The 20412-nt window shown below is 58.9% G+C and carries 22 protein-coding genes; 13 read left to right on the forward strand and 9 right to left on the reverse strand.

Annotated elements, in window-relative coordinates; genetic code table 11:
• The 3 genes from INHI_RS0101800 to INHI_RS0101810 all read right to left on the reverse strand — a co-directional run bounded on the left by INHI_RS0101800 (position 1) and on the right by INHI_RS0101810 (position 3599).
• The gene (locus INHI_RS0101800) at positions 1–1452 is read right to left on the reverse strand and encodes an aldehyde dehydrogenase family protein (protein WP_027246501.1); all 1452 of its coding nucleotides are present in this window, start codon (positions 1450–1452) and stop codon (positions 1–3) included.
• The gene (locus INHI_RS0101805) at positions 1449–2603 is read right to left on the reverse strand and encodes an aromatic ring-hydroxylating oxygenase subunit alpha (RefSeq protein ID WP_027246502.1); all 1155 of its coding nucleotides are present in this window, start codon (positions 2601–2603) and stop codon (positions 1449–1451) included. Before INHI_RS0101805 ends, INHI_RS0101800 begins: the two co-directional genes overlap by 4 nt.
• A 90-nt stretch (positions 2604–2693) precedes the next feature.
• A complete protein-coding gene (locus tag INHI_RS0101810) occupies positions 2694–3599 on the reverse strand; it encodes a LysR substrate-binding domain-containing protein (RefSeq protein ID WP_027246503.1) in 906 nt (301 codons plus the stop codon).
• A gap of 132 nt (positions 3600–3731) precedes the next feature.
• Here INHI_RS0101810 and INHI_RS0101815 point away from each other — a divergent pair, with 132 nt between their 5' ends.
• Positions 3732–4676 carry a PDR/VanB family oxidoreductase gene (locus INHI_RS0101815; protein ID WP_027246504.1) on the forward strand — a complete coding sequence of 315 codons (945 nt, stop codon included), beginning with the start codon at positions 3732–3734 and terminating at the stop codon, positions 4674–4676.
• Positions 4677–4756: 80 nt separating this feature from the next.
• Here the strand turns inward: INHI_RS0101815 and INHI_RS0101820 are convergent, their stop codons facing one another.
• Positions 4757–5506: a hypothetical protein gene (locus INHI_RS0101820; protein ID WP_014881764.1), complete on the reverse strand. Its 750-nt coding sequence runs from the start codon at positions 5504–5506 to the stop codon at positions 4757–4759.
• An 81-nt stretch (positions 5507–5587) separates the two neighbouring features.
• Between INHI_RS0101820 and INHI_RS0101825 the strand changes: the two genes are divergently transcribed.
• Both INHI_RS0101825 and INHI_RS0101830 read left to right on the forward strand, forming a co-directional pair.
• Positions 5588–6145, forward strand: a complete 558-nt coding sequence (locus INHI_RS0101825; protein ID WP_027246505.1) for a MarR family winged helix-turn-helix transcriptional regulator — start codon at positions 5588–5590, stop codon at positions 6143–6145.
• On the forward strand, positions 6132–6833 hold the full coding sequence (locus INHI_RS0101830; RefSeq protein ID WP_027246506.1) for an MOSC domain-containing protein: 702 nt from the start codon (positions 6132–6134) through the stop codon (positions 6831–6833). The genes INHI_RS0101825 and INHI_RS0101830 overlap by 14 nt, the downstream gene beginning before the upstream one ends.
• A gap of 47 nt (positions 6834–6880) precedes the next feature.
• Here the strand turns inward: INHI_RS0101830 and INHI_RS0101835 are convergent, their stop codons facing one another.
• Together INHI_RS0101835 and INHI_RS0101840 are read right to left on the reverse strand one after the other, a co-directional pair.
• Positions 6881–8368: a flavin-containing monooxygenase gene (locus INHI_RS0101835; RefSeq protein WP_027246507.1), complete on the reverse strand. Its 1488-nt coding sequence runs from the start codon at positions 8366–8368 to the stop codon at positions 6881–6883.
• Between the two features lie 125 nt (positions 8369–8493).
• Positions 8494–8934, reverse strand: coding sequence for a cupin domain-containing protein (locus tag INHI_RS0101840; RefSeq protein ID WP_014881760.1), 441 nt, complete (start codon positions 8932–8934; stop codon positions 8494–8496).
• Between the two features lie 156 nt (positions 8935–9090).
• Here INHI_RS0101840 and INHI_RS0101845 point away from each other — a divergent pair, with 156 nt between their 5' ends.
• A complete protein-coding gene (locus tag INHI_RS0101845) occupies positions 9091–10098 on the forward strand; it encodes an AraC family transcriptional regulator (RefSeq protein WP_027246508.1) in 1008 nt (335 codons plus the stop codon).
• Between the two features lie 97 nt (positions 10099–10195).
• Entirely contained in the window at positions 10196–10804 is a 609-nt protein-coding gene (locus INHI_RS0101850) for a TetR/AcrR family transcriptional regulator (RefSeq protein WP_051338921.1), read from the forward strand.
• A 2-nt stretch (positions 10805–10806) separates the two neighbouring features.
• On the opposite strand, the gene INHI_RS0101855 is transcribed toward INHI_RS0101850, so the two are convergent.
• Together INHI_RS0101855 and nirK are read right to left on the reverse strand one after the other, a co-directional pair.
• Complete coding sequence (locus INHI_RS0101855; protein ID WP_027246510.1) at positions 10807–11565, reverse strand: formylglycine-generating enzyme family protein; 759 nt, start codon at positions 11563–11565, stop codon at positions 10807–10809.
• 37 nt (positions 11566–11602) lie between these two features.
• Positions 11603–12826 (reverse strand): copper-containing nitrite reductase, encoded by a 1224-nt coding sequence (nirK, locus tag INHI_RS0101860; RefSeq protein WP_027246511.1) that lies wholly within the window; start codon positions 12824–12826, stop codon positions 11603–11605.
• Between the two features lie 217 nt (positions 12827–13043).
• On the opposite strand from nirK, the gene INHI_RS0101865 reads away from it, so the two are divergent.
• Positions 13044–13733 (forward strand): Crp/Fnr family transcriptional regulator, encoded by a 690-nt coding sequence (locus INHI_RS0101865; RefSeq protein WP_036766773.1) that lies wholly within the window; start codon positions 13044–13046, stop codon positions 13731–13733.
• 74 nt (positions 13734–13807) lie between these two features.
• Here INHI_RS0101865 and INHI_RS0101870 read toward each other — a convergent pair whose 3' ends face one another.
• Positions 13808–14035 (reverse strand): DUF1858 domain-containing protein, encoded by a 228-nt coding sequence (locus INHI_RS0101870; protein ID WP_014881754.1) that lies wholly within the window; start codon positions 14033–14035, stop codon positions 13808–13810.
• 130 nt (positions 14036–14165) lie between these two features.
• Here INHI_RS0101870 and INHI_RS0101880 point away from each other — a divergent pair, with 130 nt between their 5' ends.
• The 7 genes from INHI_RS0101880 to INHI_RS0101910 are packed head-to-tail and all read left to right on the forward strand — an operon-like array spanning position 14166 to position 20380.
• Positions 14166–14618, forward strand: a complete 453-nt coding sequence (locus INHI_RS0101880; RefSeq protein ID WP_014881753.1) for a c-type cytochrome — start codon at positions 14166–14168, stop codon at positions 14616–14618.
• 12 nt (positions 14619–14630) lie between these two features.
• Positions 14631–15989: a cbb3-type cytochrome c oxidase subunit I gene (locus tag INHI_RS0101885; RefSeq protein WP_014881752.1), complete on the forward strand. Its 1359-nt coding sequence runs from the start codon at positions 14631–14633 to the stop codon at positions 15987–15989.
• Between the two features lie 3 nt (positions 15990–15992).
• Positions 15993–16787, forward strand: coding sequence for a CbbQ/NirQ/NorQ/GpvN family protein (locus INHI_RS0101890; protein WP_027246512.1), 795 nt, complete (start codon positions 15993–15995; stop codon positions 16785–16787).
• A gap of 4 nt (positions 16788–16791) precedes the next feature.
• Positions 16792–18729, forward strand: coding sequence for a nitric oxide reductase activation protein NorD (locus tag INHI_RS0101895; RefSeq protein WP_027246513.1), 1938 nt, complete (start codon positions 16792–16794; stop codon positions 18727–18729).
• Between the two features lies 1 nt (position 18730).
• Complete coding sequence (locus INHI_RS0101900; protein ID WP_014881749.1) at positions 18731–18913, forward strand: hypothetical protein; 183 nt, start codon at positions 18731–18733, stop codon at positions 18911–18913.
• A complete protein-coding gene (locus INHI_RS0101905) occupies positions 18910–19131 on the forward strand; it encodes a hypothetical protein (RefSeq protein WP_014881748.1) in 222 nt (73 codons plus the stop codon). The genes INHI_RS0101900 and INHI_RS0101905 overlap by 4 nt, the downstream gene beginning before the upstream one ends.
• A gap of 25 nt (positions 19132–19156) precedes the next feature.
• The gene (locus INHI_RS0101910) at positions 19157–20380 is read left to right on the forward strand and encodes an NnrS family protein (RefSeq protein ID WP_027246514.1); all 1224 of its coding nucleotides are present in this window, start codon (positions 19157–19159) and stop codon (positions 20378–20380) included.
• Positions 20381–20412: the final 32 nt, after the last annotated feature.

Below are 20412 nucleotides of genomic sequence, written 5' to 3' on the forward strand. Positions count from 1 at the left end.
TCAGCCCTTCAGCGAAATCGCGATGTTCTTGGTCCGCACATAGTTATAGAGCGCCTCCAAGCCTTTCTCGCGGCCAAAGCCGGACTTACCGATGCCGCCAAACGGGGTGGAAATTCCGCCAGCGAACCATTCATTGACAAAAACCTGACCCGCGCGAAGTTTGCGCGCGACACGGTGCGACCGCGCAAGATCACGGGTAAATACCCCAGCGACCAGACCGAACTCCGTGCCATTGGCCATGGCGATCGCCTCTGCTTCTGTCTCAAAGGGGGTAATGCAAGTGACTGGTCCAAAGATCTCTTCTTGCGCAACTCGGGCGTTTGGATTGACGTCGGCCAGAATAGTCGGCGCCATGAAGTGACCCTCACACTCCAGTCGCCGACCTCCGGCGGCAATACGGGCACCGTCCTGCTCTGCGGTGGCGATCAGCGTTTCGATCCGCGATAGTTGCGTTGCGGAGATCACTGGCGTGTGCTCTGGATTGTCCATGCCATGCCCGACCTTGAGCCCATCGGCCAGCGATACCGCGCGGGTCACGACCTCGTCATAGATCGAACGATGCACCAGCACCCGTGCCATGGCCGAACAGACCTGACCCGCATTGAAGAAAATCCCCGATTGCAGGCTCGTCATCAGCTCATCCAGATCCGCATCGGCAAACACCACCGCTGCAGATTTGCCGCCCAGCTCCATCAGGGATGGGGTAATCGTGTCAGCAGCAGCCCGCAGGATCGCCTGCCCCGTTGGCACCGATCCGGTAAAGACGATCTGATCAACGGCACTGCTGGCGACCAGACGCGCACCAAGATCGCGACCGATACCATTCAGGATCGAAACTGCGCCCGCAGGCACCTCGGCGCGTTCCAGTGCTTTGCCCAACAGCGCGAGCGCGATTGGATCGAGTTCTGGCGACTTGATAATTGTGGCGTTCCCTGCCGCCATGGATGGGGCCAGCGACCGGGCGGCGATAGACACTGGAAAATTCCACGGCACCACCTGCGCCGACACGCCATGCGGCTCATATATCGTATAGTCGACATAGTCTGGCCCAAGCGGGATTGACTTGCCCTCAATCTTGTCGGCAACACCTCCGTAATATTCAAAATACAAGGCGGCTTCTTCGAATTCGTCCCTTGCGGCCTCCAGTGTCTTGCCGCTTTCGCGGCATAAGATCTCTGCGCCTTCCGCCTTGATGGCGCGAATTTCACGCGCTACGCGCAGCAACAGTCGCCCCCTGGCCGAAGGTTGCATATCCGCTAGGTCCCCCCGGTCAAAAGAGGCCCGCGCGGCCTCCAGTGCCCGGGCCAATGTTGCTTCCCCTGCCAGCGCCGCATCGGCAAAATCCTGTGCCGTGCCGGGGTCCTCAACCGCCAAACGCGCGCCGCCATCCCCTTCGACCCAGGATCCGGCGACGTAGTTCCGCGCCAGACCATCGCGCAGGAAATCGCTCATGCCGCGCGCCCCTTCTGTACCTGCGTTGCGACCCAGTGGTGAAAGTTATGCGTCGGCCCATCCATTGCCGGCGAGAAACGCCCGCCGTCGAACAGTATACCGTGGCGGCCTTTCTGCATCCCTTCGACAACAAAGACATCTTCCTCAAAAACAGTCTTCCAAAGCTGCGCGTTGGAGGCGCGTAACCCGTCAAGCTCCGGCGTGTCCCGTTCGCTTTGGGCATAGTAGAGCTCAATATGTTCAACCGTATGGCCACAAGCCTTTGGCTCCAGAACGATCGCAAAACTATGATCGCGCTGCACACCCAACAGGACGTTGGGATAGACTGCGATATATTCAGCACCTTCGTCCCATTGGCCACTCAACCCCGCAAAATCGGGCAGTTTGGCGCCCCCTTCGTCGGTCAGCTGGCGATATACCAAAGTTCCCTGGCCCGAATACTGCCCGCGCTCCTCAATATTGTAGTGATCTTCCAGTCGGGAATAGCTGTTGAGACCCGGATGCACCCAAGGCAGGTGATAACTCTCGCAGTAGTTTTCGACCGCCAGCTTCCAGTTGGTTGCGACCTCCAGTTTCAACGAGGAACCTTCGCCGCCATGATGGATCGGTGTCTCAAACTCCTGCCAGCGCTCCAGCAACCCCGCATGAGCCGTGGCGAAGTCAGGCGCCTGACCATCGACATTTACAAAAATCACATCGCGCCAGATATGTGAGCGGATACGGATCAGTCCCAGCTTGTCCATATCCACATCCTCATGGGTGTTCTGCCCTGGCCCGCCAACATGCGGCGTTGTCCGCAAGGCACCGTTCAGCCCGTAGCACCAGCTGTGATAGGGGCAGCGGATGGCACCGCGGATTTTCTGCGGTTTGTCCACTAGGATCATGCCGCGGTGACGGCACGTGTTCTGAAACACGCCAATCTCACCAGTACGGTCGCGCACCAGCAACAGCGGCATGCCGAGGAAATCAACCGGCTTAGCGTCCCCCGGCTCCGGTATGTCCTTGCCAAATCCGATGCCCGACCAATTCGCAAACAGAACGGATTTCTTTTCTTCGTCAAAAACGCGTGGATCGACGTAATGCTCATTTGGCAGGCCATTGGCGGTGTTGACCGAGGCCAGCACGGACGACAGGGGGCTATGTGTGTTCATCGAACTCTCCATGACGAAGTTGATTGCCCTATTGGAGGTGCAAACCGAATGCGCTCAATAGGGGAAAACTTCATTCATGGATGAGAAAAACTAAAGCCATGTATCGCGGGTTTGCGATAGGATCCACTGCTTCAGTTTGAGTGCATTGGGGGAAAGTTCGTCATCTGGCAACCCGACCAGATAGAATTCCCGTGGTGCCGGAACACTATGGCGGCCAACAATCGCAAGCTTTCCGCTGTCCAGCATCGGCTGGATCAATCGGCGCCACCCAAGCGCAACGCCTGCGCCTTTTCGCGCGATTTGCAGCGCAACCGAATAGCTGGTCACCCGGGTGCCAGCAACGATGTCGCCCTTGTGGCCCAATTCATGGAACCAGTCGGCCCAGGTTGTCCAACTCTGACTGGCACTTTGAAGGTGGATCAGCCGTTGCTGTGCAATTTCCTGCAGGGAAGCGCCGTCAAGGCCCGCCGCTAGATCAGGCCGTGCCACGGGCACCAGCTGATCGCGGTAGATTGCAGTGTGGGCCAGTGCGGCATCACGATCACGTCCATAGCGGATGAAAAAATCAAACTCTCGCGTGTCATGAAACGGGCGGTCCTGTGTGATCTGATGAATGTTTAGATCTGGGTATTCCCGCCAAAATTGGATGATCATCGGAGATAACCAAAGCGCTGCCACCGCTGTGGTCGATCCGACTGTTACCGCGTCCTCCTCACCCATTTGCCGGGTTTTCGACAGTTGACGCGAGATCTGGCGGAACGACGTGGCCAAGCTCTCATAAAGCCCCTGCCCCTCACGGGTGAGTTCAACACCACGATGTTTTCGCTGAAACAGGGCAACACCAAGCTCTCCTTCCAGTGCCTTGATCTGGTGGCTGACCGCGCCCGGTGTAACAGATAGTTCCTGCGCGGCATTCTTGAAACTGAGATGGCGTGCAGCGGTTTCAAACGCCGCCAATGTGGTGAGGGGTGGCAGATCATAATGACGTCTGGACATGGTGGCTCTGCTGTTGGGCGTGGCTAGGCGTGATATGAATTCACCTGAGTATGAGTATTTTTCGAATTGAATAGCAAACTCAAATGCGGTTCTGAGAGACTGGAATTCACCCTCTTGGAGGAAGGACAGCAGATGGACACCCGGACAGCTCGTCTTGTTGGCAAAACTGCGCTGAGCCCTGACACCGTCGATTTTTCCTTTGAACTCATTAATGGGCGGTTTTCTGGGCTGGAACCGGGTGCGCATATTGATGTGCACTTAGGTCCGGATCTTGTGCGGCAATACTCGATCTGGAACTGGAGACAGGATGGCCGTCAACTGAATATCGCCGTCAAGTTGGAAGCCAGCGGTCGTGGTGGATCCCACGCCACGCATGCGCTGAAACAGGGGGACGAAATCCTGCTCGGCACCCCTCGTAACAATTTCAGACTACAGCCCGACACGCCGTATGTCACTCTGATTGCAGGTGGAATTGGTGCAACGCCTCTGGTGGCCATGGCGCGTGAGCTGGCAAATATGCGGCGGGATTTTCAGGTCTACTATCTGGTCCGCTCGCAGGATCTGGCCGCAATGGATGAACCGTTCCGCGCATTGGATCTGGGGGATCGCTATCATCTGCATTGTGACGATGCGGATGGTCAGCTGGATCTGGCAGCGGTTTTGCGGTCAATGCCCATGGGCAGCGATGTCTACACCTGCGGGCCGGAACCGATGCTGAACGCGGTGCTGGAGGCGGGAAGCGCCATGCGCGGTGGCACCATCCATTTCGAACGTTTCGCGGCGGTTGCGGATGCGGATACCTGCAGCAACGGCAGTTTTGACATTGAAATCCAGTCGACCGGCGCAATGCTGCGGGTTTCTGCCGAAGAGAGCATTCTGGACGTCCTGAAAGCCAGCGGGATTGCAGTGGATTTCGGCTGTTCGGAAGGGCTGTGCGGCGCCTGTCTGGTTGATGTGCTCGACGGGGAGGTGGATCATCGCGATGGCATTCTCACACCAGAGGAACAAGCGACAAACAGCTATCTCTGTACCTGTGTCTCCCGTGCCAAGGGCGATAAATTGGTGTTGAATCTCTGACGCGTTTCGCGGTGGACGTTGGGGATGCAGCTTGAGCCAATCACGGGGCAGCGCGGCACTCTCGCCGCGCCACCAAGCCGTTAGTCGATCTTTGCCGGCAGGCTCAGATCACCGGATGCAATGTCAAAGACGTCAACCACACAGAGCAACGGGGCATGCACGTTAGCATTGACCCGCAGGGCTGATGTCACGCCATCATAGGCCACGCCAGCAAGGTCGACATCGCTGCGAAAGCCAACAGTCACGGTAATTTCCGGCCCGTCGAACAAAGGCGTGAAGCCCGGACTGTCCAGATAGATAGGCAGGCCGGGCCATGTTGCAGGCAGCTGCGGCGTCGCACCTTCGGGGATGTCACGGACTGCCAATGCGCCGGAGCCGCAGGCCTCGGTCGGGGTCAGGACCACCCAGTGGCTGTGCCACAGAAGGCCATCGTTGCCGGTATCCCCATCATTGTTCTCATCCACCAGAGGTGTGTCATCAAAATCAGGATGGCTGGTGGCTGCCAGCGCGAGGATTCCGGTGCCCGCTTCAAATCCGACTGCCTCGGGATCCAGCGAGGTAGGCCAGACGTATGAGAACACTTCTGCTCCGCCGACCCCGCCGACGGGTTCCGGCGTGTCGGCCCCTGCATTGCCATTTGTTGTCATGTGGAAGGTGACGGTGTTGTCGGCCCGGTGGGCATGAGCCGCCAGAATATCAAAGGAGGCCACTTTCTGGGTATCTGTTTCAGACAGAATAGCACCCTTCTGGTGCAAGGCGTGGTCGCCATCGGCAAGAACTCCGCCCGCCCCAAGCGTGAGGATGGCGGCTGTTGCTAAAAATCGTGTCATGGTCGTCTCCAGTTTAATAGTAGCGAGTCGCTACAGATAAACCGTATTGCACTATTGGTATCGAGTCGATACCAATAATTCATGACACCACAATCTCGCATTCGCTCGCTGATCAATCGTCTGGCCCGCATCGATGCCGCTGGCGGATGGTCGGGCAGCCTCAATCCGGCCCAATACGCGGCGTTGGATTACCTCGCGCGCGCCAATCGACACTCACGAGCGCCCTCGCATGTGGCTGAGTTCCTAGGCACAACGCGCGGCACCATGTCCCAGACGTTAAAGGCTTTGGCGCGCAAGGGTTTCGTTCAGGAGGAACCCAAAACCGGTGACCAACGCTCGATTTCCTATGCTTTGACAGCAGAAGGGATGGCGCTTGCCGAAGCGCCCTCTGTCATTGGCACGGCCTTGTCGGGGCTGGAAGATAGGGTGACAGCAGCGTTGGAGACTGCGCTGACGGACATCTTGCGGGCTGCGTTAGACGCCCGTGACGGGAGAGCTTTTGGCCTATGCAAAAATTGCAGGTTTCACGATGCAGGCCCTGTTCATGGCTATTGCACCCTGCTGGACCTTCCACTCCAGCACGGTGACAGAGATCTAATTTGTGTGGAACATAAGGCGCCTTCAGATGATGCAACCTGACCTCTCAACCCGGATAGCGGGGATTTTCCACGGACCAATTGCCACTCCTTGGGCTGGCAAAGCGCCAACCGCCATCCACAAATCCCCTGTTCTTGGGCCCCAGAAGATAGACTTTGACGGTTTCACCGGGGACGCCCAGGCAGATCTGACGGTCCATGGCGGTGCGGATAAGGCGATCCATCACTACGCAAGCGACCATTACAGCCTTTGGCAGGACGAAACAGAGATGCCGCTCACCTCGGTGCCTGCCGCCTTTGGGGAGAATATCGCAAGCTTAGGTCTGACCGAGAAAACGCTCTGTATTGGTGACATCCTGCGATTGGGCACGGCCGTTGTTCAGATCAGCCAAGGGCGGCAACCCTGCTGGAAACTGGGGCTCTATACCGGCAACACACGGATGCCCTATCTGTTTCAGAGAACCGGACGCACCGGATGGTATTACCGGGTGCTTGATCCCGGAATCGCACAGACCGGCGATAAGATCACATTGATGGAACGGCGACAGCCAGACTGGACGGTGGAGCGTGTCACCCACGCACGGCTCACCCGCAAGGTTGCGCCGGACGATGCCGCAGTGCTCGCACATATGGAGGATCTCGCGGCAGGTTGGCGCGCAGCTTTTGCCCGCATGGCTGAGGGAGATAGCGGCGAAGATACCCGCGCGCGCTTGATCGGCGCGCAGGAATAGGGCTCAGGTCGACCCCTGTTTCTGGGATTGCATCACGGCCGTGGTGATCAATTGACCCGGTATTGCGGGGTCGTGGCGAGAAACTGCCCGTAGGCGGTCGCATCCGGTGGCGCAAACTGCTCCACGAGTGGGTTCTTGCGTTTGTGTACCCGGGCGCCCATATCCGACAGCAATTCGTCGAAGTGCTTGAAATGAAAGGGTGCTGAACACAGCCCGCCGTAAACCTGCGCCGCTGGCCGCTCGCGGCGGCGCCAGTTCAACATCATTTCAATACTGTCATCCATCTCAGCGCGGCTCGGTTGATTGGCCAATTGCCCGTCGGCATAGCGCACCAGCCAATTGGCGATCATCTCGGCCGACAGAACCGTGCAGAAGCTGGAATTGAACCCGACAAACCCCATGTCAGGCAGATCCGGGTTCACCGATAGCCGGTAAACGCGATACTGCCCGTCCTCCTCGATCAGCTTGTCTCGATACTCTTGCGCCAGATAGGGCACGCCAAGCTTCCAGCCAACCGCCAGAATGGCGATATCGCAGGGAACCACTTCGCCAGTGCTCAGCCGCAGACCGTCCTCCTGATAGCTCTCAAAGGTGCCGATGACGGATATGATACTGCCGTCATTCAGCCCCTCAAAGAGACCAGGTGTCACAATCGGCACGGAGCAGGACACTTCTTTCTCAATGGGTGTGGTGGGCACCATATTGTGCTTCTTAAGTCCCAGTTGCAGTTTCAGCAGGGTTTCCAGCCCGCGAAAATTGGCCCAGACCAAAGGCTTCAGCGCCGCTGCAATAACGCGCTGTAGGGGAGTCTTGCCCCATTGATTGAACTGCTGTTCCTGCGCCCGCATATAGAGCAGCTTCTTGAAGTTGATGCCGCCTACGAAATAGGGCACGCGCCAGACGTTCTCTCGGTAGACCAGCCGCACAGATTTTGCCCCGTTCTTGGCTGCGTTGACAGCAATATCGGTGGCAGACTTGGACCCGCCAAGGACCATAACGTCCTTTCCCGCCATCAGGCTGGGATCTGTGTAATCCGATGAGTGCATCACCTGCCCACCCCGCGCGACAAACTCCTCCTGACCTGGATGGCGGATGATGTTCTTTTCTGAAAATTGGCCGGTGCATATCGCCACGAAATCAAAATCCTGCTGCCAGGTCTGCCCAGCGGCCTCAAGTGTGAGGGTCCATCCAGGTTGACCATCCTGCCGCCGGTCCATCGCTGTGATAGAGGTATTGAGCCGGAACAACCGCGCCAGCCGATGTTTCTCAGCATAAGAATGAAGATAGGCATGGACCTGTGGTCCCTTGGGCCATTCCGGGTAATCCGCGGGCATCGGATGGTCGGTATAGCAATAGAGATCTTTTGGGGATTGTGTCTGCACGTCCGGGTAAGAGCGTGACAATTCCCAGACACCCCCAAAATCATGGCTGCGTTCAAACCCGATCACCCGATGCCCGCGCTCGTCAAAGGCTTTGGCTGCGGCCAAACCGCTGACCCCCCCTCCGATTACGGCAACTGTCTTTCGTTTTATCATATTGCATTCTCCCCTTCCGGCCCGCTCTCCCGGCAGGCCGTCCTCATATGTCGGCCCGCCTCCCCCGCGGGCCGGTCGCTGGCAGGTATCTGACGGGCCAGATGGCGATCCGGCCCGTTTCCACATCACGCGTCAGCGGGGGGTGGCAGGAAATCGACCTCATGCAAGGCAGACAGGCGCACCAGTTCCTCCGGATCAGTCACGCCATCCAATTCAATGAAGAGATCAAACAGCTTGCGAGCGGGCGCCACGCCGAAAATGCAATGCGCCTCTGCGCCGGATCGGTTGAAAATCGCATGGGCTTCGCCCTTTGGCATACGCACCGTATCGCCCGGCCCGGCCTTGTGGACGTCCCCTAAAAATTCCACTTCCAGCTCCCCTGCCAAGACACTGATCCATTCATCCTGAGTGGGATGGATATGCGGCGGCACAAATGTATCGGCAGGCAATACCGCATCCCAAATAAACGCATCGTTGCTGAGCAATTTGGGGACGTAGGTCTGTCCCACCACCGTCCAAGACATCCCCTTGATGCCGTCGCTTGCCTTGGTGATCCCTTTTTCCATCGCGGTTTCCTCCCTGAAACTGTTTTGCGACGATCAGCCTGCACCGAGAGCGAAAATCCGATTATCCAGAAAACGAACCCTTCTGATCCCAGAATGGTTGAGGCTTGAAATATCGTTGCAGCGTTCTAAGCTGGAGCCACCAGACGTGGAGGCGAGATGACCATCGCTACCCAGGCAGAGGCTGTTGAGTATCTGAGAAATCACCCGCTGCTACGCACCGGGGATCTGGATGAGGCACGCCATCGGGTGGGGCAGAAATTTTGCGATCACCGATTGGATATTGCGCAGCGACATCAAGACCTTGCAGTCCGTCACAACCACGTGGCCGGGCGACACAGCTCGATCAACTATCTGCACTATGGTGCTGATGTGACTATTGATCCGGGCATGTTAGACTCCTTCTATTTGTTGCAGATCCCGCTGTCCGGGCAGGCAAGTGTTCGGCATCGCGGCTCAGATATCATTGCAAGTGCAAGCACTGCGACGCTGCTCAATCCTGACCGGGACACGACAATGCAGTGGGGCGCGGATTGCCGCAAACTGCTGTTACAGATCGACCGGGGGTATCTGGAAACCGTGGCGCGCCAGATCATTCGGGCAGAGCTACCGGGACCGATCCGATTTGCCAGCCGCATTGATCTTCATTCCGAGGGTGGACGGCGCCTGAGGCAGATGGTCTGTGCCTGTGTACAGGCGGCAGAGGCCGGAGTTCTATTCCAAGGCGCGCTGAGCGGCTCCGATCTCCGGGTGGAAGAGGATCTGGCACGCGCGTTGCTGACACGGCTTCCCAGCAATATTTCTCATATCATTGAACGCGCTGAGCACGGCTCGCTGCCGCCCGGTATCCGGGCAGCAGTGGAGTACATCCACGCGAACCTGAGCAATCCGATCCAGCTGAGCGATATTGCGGCCCATGTGGATCTGAACATTCGCACCCTTCAAAACGGATTTCGCCGCGCCTTCGGACAAAGCCCGATTCGGGTGCTCCGCAACGCCCGGCTGGATGCCGCGCATTATCACCTGATGGCGCAGACCGACACGCCGGATGTGACCACCGCTGCCTTTTCCAACGGGTTTTCTCACCTTGGTCGCTTTGCCCGCGATTACAAAGCCCGCTTTGGCCACTCGCCCAGTCACACTGCCCGCCATCAAGACTGCGGCTAACGTCCCGGCCTTGCCTGCCTCTGACGGCGGGGCTACATCTTGCAGCAAGCCGCATGGGCGAGCGCCGATGCCATGGAGATACCAGCCAAGGACACAGATGTCAGACGGCCAGCGCAAACCCACCCGGATTGAGACCACCGCCAAACGACGGCAGCAAATCCTCGAAGCGGCGATCATGTGTTTCCTCGAAACCGGCTATCATCAGACCGGTGTACGCGACATTGCAAATCGCGCAGGTGTCAGCCTCGGCAATCTCTACAATCATTTCCCGGGTAAACATGACGTGCTGGTGGAGATTGCCGCTCTGGAACGCGCGGAACTTGCCCCCTTTATCGACGGGCTTGCGCAACCACGCGCACCGATGAAGTTGCTCGAAAACTTCGTCAAATCCTATGCGAAATACCTCGCGGTGCCGGAGAATGTCATTCTCGGACTGGAAATCACCAGCGAAGCCATTCGCAAACCCGATATTGCCCGCCTCTTTCTCGCCAATCGCAACGCATTGGTCGTCGCACTCGCCAAGGTTCTGGAACGCGGAACAAATGCGGGTGAGATGCGTGGCCAGCTGGCTCCCGACGACACGGCGCAGATGATTGTCGAACTCATCGAAGGCAGCGCCTACCGCAGCGTGTTGGATAAGGTGCCAATGCGGCATCTGCGGAGCAGTCTTTTGGATTTCATTCTCGCGGCGGTGCGCCCGGATTAAGGCTAAAGTGGAGTATCCCGGACGAGCCTCAGGCCCAGATGTGCTGGCGGTGATCCCACTGCGCAACCGCCCCGTGCTGGGTCGCGGACAAGGAATGGAACCGCTGCCAGATGTTCGCCCGCCACAAAATACGCCGGGCAGCGGCTGGTGCTGGCACCGGAGGCGCCGGCATAGCAATCCTGTGTCCATTCCCAGACGTTGCCGTCCATATCAACAATCCCATCCGGCGTTGTAGCATAGCTGCCCTGCGGACGCAGGGCGCGGCTTTTCTGTTCGCCCAGAAGATAGGTTGATGCCCAAGTGAGATCTGGATCGGTGAAGATCGGGTCGAGCTCTTCCGGGAGGACGGGTGCTGCGAGATGCTCCCACTCCGCCACACGCGGCAGGCGATATCCGCCATCGCTGCGGGCATTGATCCAGGCCAGGTATTCGCTCACGTCAAGATAGCTCAACCCGGTTGCAGGGGTGGTCCCTGCATCCTGTTTGGCGCGTGTACGCAGTTCCAGCGCGCAACCCCCGTCGGCATGGCAGCGGTTCCACTCTGCTACGGTAACCTCATGTTTCATGACGTAAATAACACTCTGCCCGTTATGCTCAGCGACCGCAGGCACCAGTTCTGGCTGAAAGATACTCCCCCCCGCGGGTCCGTCAGACAGGCGGGGGGGAAATATGGCGACCAACAGGATCAGCGCCGCCACAAGGGCGCCCAGACCCAACAGGACAATCCGGTCAGCGGGGCGGTGCAATGTGGCAGCGGGCATTGTGCTCTCCTATGGTCGTTATGCGCAGTGCGTTGGTTCAGGTTTCAAAGCTGCGCGGAGCAACCACCTGTTCCATCAGCGCATTGTCCCAGGCGCCATCGACGACGAAATGGGCCGTGGCCCCCAGCAGAACCGCCTCAATCAGATTGTGGTTCACATAGGCATAAACGCCGGGTTGTTCGAAGGTGTACATGGCTGCCATGGCGCTGCCGCCACGAACAAACCAGCTTTCGATACCGGTCAGCGGCGCGTCGGTGAATGACCCGGTCTCCCAGACATAGTTGCCATGGCCGCCGATCAGGTGCGGACGGGAGTCGCGGTTGGCCTGATTATGGATCATCAGAACCGTCTCGCCGACCTTCGCGCGCAGTGCGTTGTCGCCGGTCAGGGCGCCGACAGCGCCGTTGAAGACCGAGTGGGTCGGCACCAGCGTCCGCATCGCGTCCATACTGTCGGCGTAATCGTCGCCTGCCAGTTCGTAGGTGCGATAGTCGCCGTTTTCGTCCATCGGCAGATAGTAATCCTGCTCACCGATATAGGCGATGCTGTCATAGCGCAGTGGATTGCCCTCGCCGTCTTTGAGGCCATCGCGCGGCAGCACCATGATGGCACCATTCATTCCGTGGGTGACATGATAGGGGATCATCGCGCCGCCGGGCGCACAGTGATAGGTGAAGCAGCCAGGTTTGGTTGCTTTCCAGCGCAGGACGGTTTCTTCGCCCGGGAAGACATGGGTGAGGCCGCCGCCCCCGAGCGCTCCGGTCGAGGCGTGAAAGTCGATGTTGTGTTCCATCTGACTGTCCGTCGGGTTGCGCAGCGTGAGTTCGACATAGTCGCCCTCATGCACGATGATCAGCGGACCGGGAACAGACCCGTTGTAGGTCAGCGCCCAGATCTCGGCGCCGGTGTCCTCATCCACCATCATCAGCCGCTCTTCAGTGATCAGTTCAATCTCGACGATCTTCGGCCCGCCGGATGCAACCTGCTCATGTTGGGGCGCGAACGGCGGTGCAACCAGTTCTTGTTTGACGCGGGTATACCCCGACAGATCCACCGGGGCCGCCTCAGCCTGTGCCTGTGCTTCGGCTTGAAGGAACTGGGGCGCAGCACCGCGCAACGGTGGCACCGATGTCCGACGGCCGGCCCCGTTTGCCGAGGAGGCCAGCCCGCCGGTCATCGCCGCAGCACCGGCAAGAACAGTTCCGCGCAGCACGTTGCGACGGCTTGTCTGAGCAAGCCCGGGGTTGAAACGTTTGGTCATTGTCGCTCTCCTTGTCTTAGGCGTGCTCCGCCTTGGGCGAGCCGCGTTTGCTGATGTCGCGATAAATTTAGCTGATCGTCGCATTCGGGACGTTGCGGCAGCGCAAAGACAGCGGCGGTTTTTTGGCTGACCAAGCCCAAGCGCGATCAAAACGCGACGCGGGTGACGCCCCCCCGGTTTTGTTTTAGGATCATGACAACGCTTGTTCGGAGATGCCGTGCGCCACCTACATGAAAGCCTGCTTCGTCCGCTTCCGCCATTCTCGCAGCTGGCCGACGCGCAGATCCGCACGATCCTTGACCACGCCAGCAGTCGCGGAGTTGGTCCCGGCCAAACGGTCTTTGCCGAAGGTGATCCTGCGGAGACATTCTATTTGCTGCTGGATGGTACCATTCGGGTCGTGCGTATTTCCAGCGACGGTGAACAGGTGACCTCCCTGCATATTCCGCCCGGACAGCTATTTGGAATTGCGCGGGCACTGGGGCGCGACAGCTATCCGGCCACCGCCGTTGCCGCGAGCGAGGCGCTGATGCTTTGCTGGCCGACCTCACTGTGGGACAGTTTCATCGTCGACTACCCAGGCTTTGCCACAGAGACCTATAAAACGGTCGGTGCCCGTATTGGTGAGATGAACGCCCGTATCATGGAAATGTCGACACAACATGTCGAACAGCGTGTTGCGCGCGCTTTGCTACGTCTGATCAATCAATCCGGCATCAAAGTCGCTCAGGGGATCGAGATCGGGTTTCCGATCACCCGTCAGGATGTTTCAGAACTCACAGGTACCACATTGCATACCGTCAGCCGCCTGCTCAGCGCTTGGGAGAAGGACGGGATGGTCAGCAGCAAGCGCAAGAAGATCACCATCTGTGACCCCCATCGGCTGATGCTCCTCAGTGATCCATAAGAGTGGCACCGACGCTGAGCGGGCTTGGGGTATCCCTCCGCAGTGGCGTCTTCTGATCGGATAGACAACCGGGGTCAGCCCCAACGCCGGTGCGCGGCCTCTACTGCGTCTGCCAACGCAGCCCGAAACACCACTTCATCCAGATGATATTCCGCACAGGCTTCGCTGACGGAGTGGAACGGGCTGACCATACAGCCAACACAAAGCATATCGTGGTCCATGAAAACCCGGACCGTCTCCGGCCAGGTTGTCATTAGGACATCCAGCGGCAGGTCGGGGTCGTCCAGTTTTGGCGGCGGCATGACGGATCAATCCTCCCTCAGAGGTCAGGCTAGCAGCGGCAATCGCGCCAAACCTTGCGCTTGCACAACCTTTGCCACTGCTGCCTGGGCTATCACCAAGCGATCAACAACTGCCGGAAAGGGCCAGGCCATGGCTGAATTTCTGACCAAGTCGCGGGCGCGCAATGTGTTCTACGGGGGATCGATTTTTTTCGTCGTGGTGTTCATTGGCATGACCGTGCACAGCCACCGCTATGTGGTGACGACCTCCACCGCAGGAATGCCCCTGACCGAAGCCGTCGCACTGGGCAAACGGGTCTGGGAACGACACTCCTGCATCAATTGCCACACGCTACACGGTGAGGGGGCATATTTTGCGCCGGAGGTCGGCAATGTGATGACCAGATGGGGTGTTCAGGATGAACCGGAAGAGGCTTTCGAAATCTTGAATAGCTGGATGGAGAGTCAGCCCAGCGGTGTCGAGGGTCGCCGTCAGATGCCTTATTTCGAGTTGACCGAAGAGGAAACCCGCGGCTTGGCCGAATTCCTGCGATGGGCGGATCAGACCGACACTCAGGGCTGGCCGCCGAATGACGCGGGCTAAGGGAGAGACATCATGAAATATCAATCTCAAAAGGTCGCTCAGGCCTATTTCATCTGCGCAATGGCGCTGTTCGCAATTCAGGTCCTCGGCGGGTTATTGGCAGGTTGGGTCTATGTCTCCCCCAATTTCCTGTCAGAGCTGCTGCCCTTCAATATTATCCGTATGCTGCATACCAATGCGCTGATCGTCTGGTTGCTGCTCGGCTTCTTCGGCGCGGCCTATTTCCTGATCCCGGAAGAATCGGAGCGGGAGATTTACTCGGTCAAACTGGCCTATCTGCAGCTTGCAATCCTGATGATCGGTACACTTGGGGCGGTTGGCTCCTATCTTGTTGGTATTCACGGTGGGCGCGAATTTCTGGAGCAACCGCTCTGGGTGAAGTTCGGTATCCTCGTCGCCGCGCTGATTTTCCTCTTCAATGTGTCGATGACAGTGCTAGCGGGGAAGAAAACCGCGATCACCAATGTGTTGTTGATGGGGCTATGGCTGCTGTCGCTGCTGTGGATCTTCGCCTTCATCAACCCGGAAAACCTCTCGCTGGATAAGATGTACTGGTGGTTTGTTGTCCACCTCTGGGTGGAAGCAACCTGGGAGCTGGTGATGGCAGCGATCCTCGCCTTCCTGTTGCTGAAGCTGACCGGGGTTGACCGAGAAGTGGTGGAAAAATGGCTTTATGTTATCGTCGCCACCGCTCTTTTCTCCGGGATTCTGGGCACTGGTCACCATTTCTACTGGATCGGTTTACCCGGCTATTGGCAGTGGGTCGGCTCGATCTTCTCAACGTTTGAGGTGATCCCTTTCTTCCTGATGATGTCCTTTGCCTTCGTGATGGTCTGGAAGGGACGTAAGAACCACCCCAACAAGGCCGCTCTTTTGTGGTCGCTCGGGTCCAGCACTGTTGCCTTCTTCGGTGCGGGTGTTTGGGGGTTCCTGCATACGCTGCATGGGGTCAATTTCTACAGTCACGGCACCCAGATCACTGCTGCACATGGGCATCTTTCCTTCTACGGGGCCTATGTGGCGCTGAACCTCGCGATCTTCACTTATGCGATGCCAATGCTGCGTGGACGGGCACCGTATAATCAGGTTCTGAATATGGCGAGCTTCTGGCTGATGACCGGTGGGATGGCCTTCATGACCTTCGTGCTGACCTTTGCCGGTACCATCCAGACCCATATGCAGCGCGTCATTGGGGACTACTACATGGATGTGCAGGACAGCCTGTCGATTTTCTATCTGATGCGGTTCGGGGCTGGGGCTGCGGTCGTGATCGGGGCTTTGCTGTTCATCTACGCGCTTTTGGTGGTGCGCAAGGACGAGGTGATTGCACCCGGTCCGTCGCATAAAGCCAGCACTGTTGCGGGGGAGTAATTGATGAACATGCACACCCCCCGTCCGATCCCGCGCTACCATGAGATTGCTCAGGAATGCGCATTGTTCGAAACCGCCCATGCCCAAGGCCTGCCCCTTCTGTTGAAGGGGCCGACCGGCTGCGGCAAGACACGCTTTGTCGAACATATGGCAGTTAGGCTGGATCGGCCGCTTTATACCGTGGCCTGCCATGATGATCTCTCCGCCGCTGACCTGATTGGCCGGTATTTGCTGAAAGGAGGCGATACCCATTGGGTTGATGGTCCACTGACCCGCGCTGTGCGCGAGGGGGGGATCTGCTATCTGGATGAGATTGTCGAGGCGCGCAAGGACGTCACTGTGGTTCTTCATCCACTAACCGACAACCGCCGCATGCTGATGATTGATCGCACCGGCGAAGAACTGGTGGCGCCGCCCGGCTTCATGCTGGTTGCTTCTTACAATCCCGGCTACCAGAACGTGCTGAAGCGGCTCAAACCTTCGACACGGCAACGGTTTCTCTCGGCCAGTTTTGATTTCCCGAATCCGGCGTCGGAGAGTGCCATCGTCGCACAGGAAAGCGGGCTGGATGCGTCTAGGGTGCGACCGCTGGTGCGATTGGCCGGTCATATCCGGGCCCTGTCAGGGATGGATCTTGAAGAGGGCGTGTCGACCCGGCTGCTGATCTACACTGCAAGTCTGATCCACCGCGGTATGCCGATTGAAACGGCGCTGGAGGCCGCGATCATCGAACCCCTCACCGACGAAGAGGACATCAAACAAGCGCTGCGCGATCTGATCGCGACAATCTACGGGTAGCGCTATGAAATTGCTCGACCTGATGGAGCCGGAGGAAACTGTTGGCAACCTCTGGCACGATATGGCCAGCAATCTCGCCGGTGAGGTCGCAGAGGATGGCGCGACGCTGTCTGCTGCGGCCTGCCGGTTGCAGGATCTGAGGCCAAGCCTGGCAGTGCTGTTTCGCGCTTTGGGCGGGGCCGCGTCGGTCGATCTGGTCGAGGCACCCGCAACAGTGGCGCAACATCGACGCTCCCTTACGCACCGGGTTGCGGCGGACCGAATGCGCGAATTCATTCCCTGCTATGATGGTAGGCGATTGGCCCTGCCCCCAGTGATGGCCTGCTTTCCCCGTTATGAGTTGAACCGGGCCACGTACTTCTGGCTGGTCGCGCAGGCTGCGGTTGCCGAGGGCGCAGAGCTGCGACCGCAGTCGGAGAAATTGGCGCGCGCCGCCGATCTGGCACGGATCCGGGTTACTCTCAACGCCAGCCGCCGCGCCGCCCAACAGTGCCCCGGCCTGCGGGAAACCTATCAACAAATGGCAAGTCTATGCTTGCAACAGCGCAAGGCGCAGCCGCCGCATGCCGCTGACCGGCTGGTCGCAGAACAGGTTGTCGCGGCTTTGTCTCAGGACCCTTGGGAGGTCACGGCCGGTCAGCCGTTTAGCGCGGAACTGCCGACGGAGGCGGGGGTGGGGCGCTATCTGCCTTTTGCACCAGTGCCGTTCTGGCTCCGCTTCGAGGCCCCCGGTCATTCCGTGGTGGCTGCGGAAGAGCCCGCCGATCAGACAAGTCCCTTGCCCACTGCGGCAAGCAGCAGTCGCAAGCTGGGCGCGCGCATTGATCAGGATCAGGCGCGCCGGAAGGACAGCTTCATCTTGCATCGGTTTGAATCCATCCTGTCCTGGGTGGAGTCGATGAATATCAACCGCAGTGTCGATGATGACGACCCTGACAATGCTCAAAAGGCCGCAGAGGATCAGGATCTGATCCCGCTCACCAAACATGACCGCCGGTTGGCGTCCCGGTTGCGGTTGCATCTGGACCTGTCGCCCGCAGATGCCGAACACGAACGGTTGAGCGCTGAATTCACCTATCCCGAATGGAACCATCGCAGCCAAAGCGAGATGGCGGATCACTGTCGCGTGCTTGAGGCGGCCGCTCAGCCTGACACCAAGCACCCCTTTCAGCCCGATCTCCGCCAGATCCGGATGGTTCGTCGCCAATTCGAAGCGCTGCGCCCACGTCGGATCTTGCAACCACGCCAAGTCGAAGGCGCTGAACTGGACCTGGATGCGGTTATCTCTAACCAAGCGGATCTGGCGGCGACCGGACGTGGCAGTGACCGGCTCTGGCAGAGCGCACGCCAGCAGCAGCGCGATCTATCGGTCGCTTTTCTGATCGACACCTCACGGTCCACCGAGGCCGCGATTGCCGACAGCAGCGTGATTGAGATCGCCCGCAATGCAATGGCGGCGCTGGCTTTCGGGATTGATGTGGCAGGCGACCGATTGGCGATCTGGGGGTTCTCATCCCTGCGCCGTGACCGGGTGTTCCTGACCCGCTGCAAGGGGTTTGACATGCCGATGTCCGATGCCGTCACCGCCAATATCGGCGCGCTGCAACCGGGCCACTACACCCGTCTTGGGGCAGCGATCCGCCACGTCAGCACCCGGCTGGCTGCAGAGCCATCCAGCCGCAAGCTGTTGATTGTCCTTACAGACGGCAAGCCCAATGATTTGGACCATTATGAAGGCCAGCATGGTATTGAGGACAGCCGCATGGCCGTGCGCAGCGCCCGCAGCGTCGGCCAAAGCCTGCATGGCATCATCATCGACGAAGACGGACAGGACTGGTTCGCACGGATTTTCGGCCGCGGCGGGTTTTCGCTACTGCCGAACCCTGCCCGATTGTCGCGTGCCCTGCCCGACATCTACCGAAGCCTGACACAGGAGAACTGACATGCGTCACATCTTATCGGGAATATTCTACGTCGCGATCACCGCTCTGCCCGCGATGGCGACAGGCTTTGACCGTCCGGCACCGCAGGCGCAATCCGCGACTGCTGAATTCTGGTTTGGGCTGGCCTGTATCGCGCTGGTGCTGGCTCTTGCGGCGGTCCATGTTCTTGTGAGGCGGCGATGACGTCGCAGTCGGGCTGGTCACGCAGGCGTATCGCAATCGCACTTTATCCTCTTTGTGCAGGTGCCATGGCCGTCAATGTCTTCTTCGCCTCACTGATTACCAGCTGGCTTGGGATGCCAGTGCTGGGAACTGCTGCATCCATCGCGATCGGCGCCATGATCGCGGTGCCCGCCACCTATGCCTTCGCCGGACATATCCGGCGCCTGATGGACACCTGAGGTTTTATATGAACGGATCTGACCTATGACAGTGACAACAGACGCAGGTCGCAAGGAGACAAACGCGTCATCCTGGGCACCTGCCATTCTCTCCTACGGTTTTCGCCCGTTTTTCTTTCTCGCCGCGCTTTGGGCCGGTCTGGCGATGATCGCCTGGATCGGACAGCTGAGCGGTGTACTCACGCTCCCGATCATGCGGGATCCGGTCTCCTGGCATGCCAAGGCATTCCTGTTTGGGTACCTCAGCGCAGTTCTGGCAGGCTTCCTGCTCACGGCGGCCCCAAATTGGACTGGAGGCGCGCCGCTCAATGGATGGCCGTTGCTGGGTTTGGTCCTGCTCTGGCTGGCAGGGCGCGTCACCGATCTCTATACCGCAGATCTGCCTGCCGTCGTCGTGGCCTGTGTCGATGTGAGTTTTCCGCTCATCCTAGGAGCCGTAATCCTGCGTGAGGTTATCGCCGGAAGAAACTGGCGCAACCTTGTTGTTCTAGTGTTGTTGGGGCTGCACACATTGGCGTTGCTATTGGTACATCTGGAGACGGCAGGAGGTGGATACCCCGCCCAAGGTCTCGGCATGCGTTTGGGATTAGCAACGGTGATTGGCATGATCTGTCTCATTGGCGGTCGCATCATCCCCAGTTTCACGGGCAATTGGCTCCTTAAGATGGGTGTTGATGCCCGTCCCGCCAGCCCGATGCAGCGCCTCGACAAATTTGTCTTTGCTATCAGCCTGCCTGCCCTTGGCATCTGGGTTGCGGCGCCGGATCATATCGCGGCGGCTGTTGCACTAACGATCTTTGCGATGGGGCATCTGCTGCGCCTGGCGCGCTGGCAGGGACACCGCACAGCGGCGGAGCCATTGCTTGCCGTGCTGCATCTGGCCTATGCGATGGTTCCCTGCGGCGCGGTCCTCATGGCTATTTCAAAGATCCCGCACGTGCCACTGGACACAGCCGCAGCTCAGCACCTCTGGATGGCAGGCGCCATTGGCATGATGACCCTCGCCGTGATGATACGTGCCACGCTGGGCCATACCGGGCGACGGCTGGTGGCGGGTCCCGGCGCAAAATTGATCTTGCTGGCGGTTCTGGTGGCGAGTGTCATCCGAATTGTCGCCGGGATTGGCGTGGGTAGCGCTGGTTGGCTTTATCACCTCTCGGCCGCGGCATGGTGTACGGCGTTCTTTGGATACGCACTGGTATACGGGGCAGCTCTTTTCTCGGCCAGACGAGCTGCCGTGCAGGCATAGCACGTTGTCAGAGCCGAGACCCGCCATTGCAC

The organism is Phaeobacter inhibens DSM 16374, from assembly GCF_000473105.1.
In the GTDB taxonomy this organism is placed as follows: Bacteria; Pseudomonadota; Alphaproteobacteria; order Rhodobacterales; family Rhodobacteraceae; genus Phaeobacter; species Phaeobacter inhibens.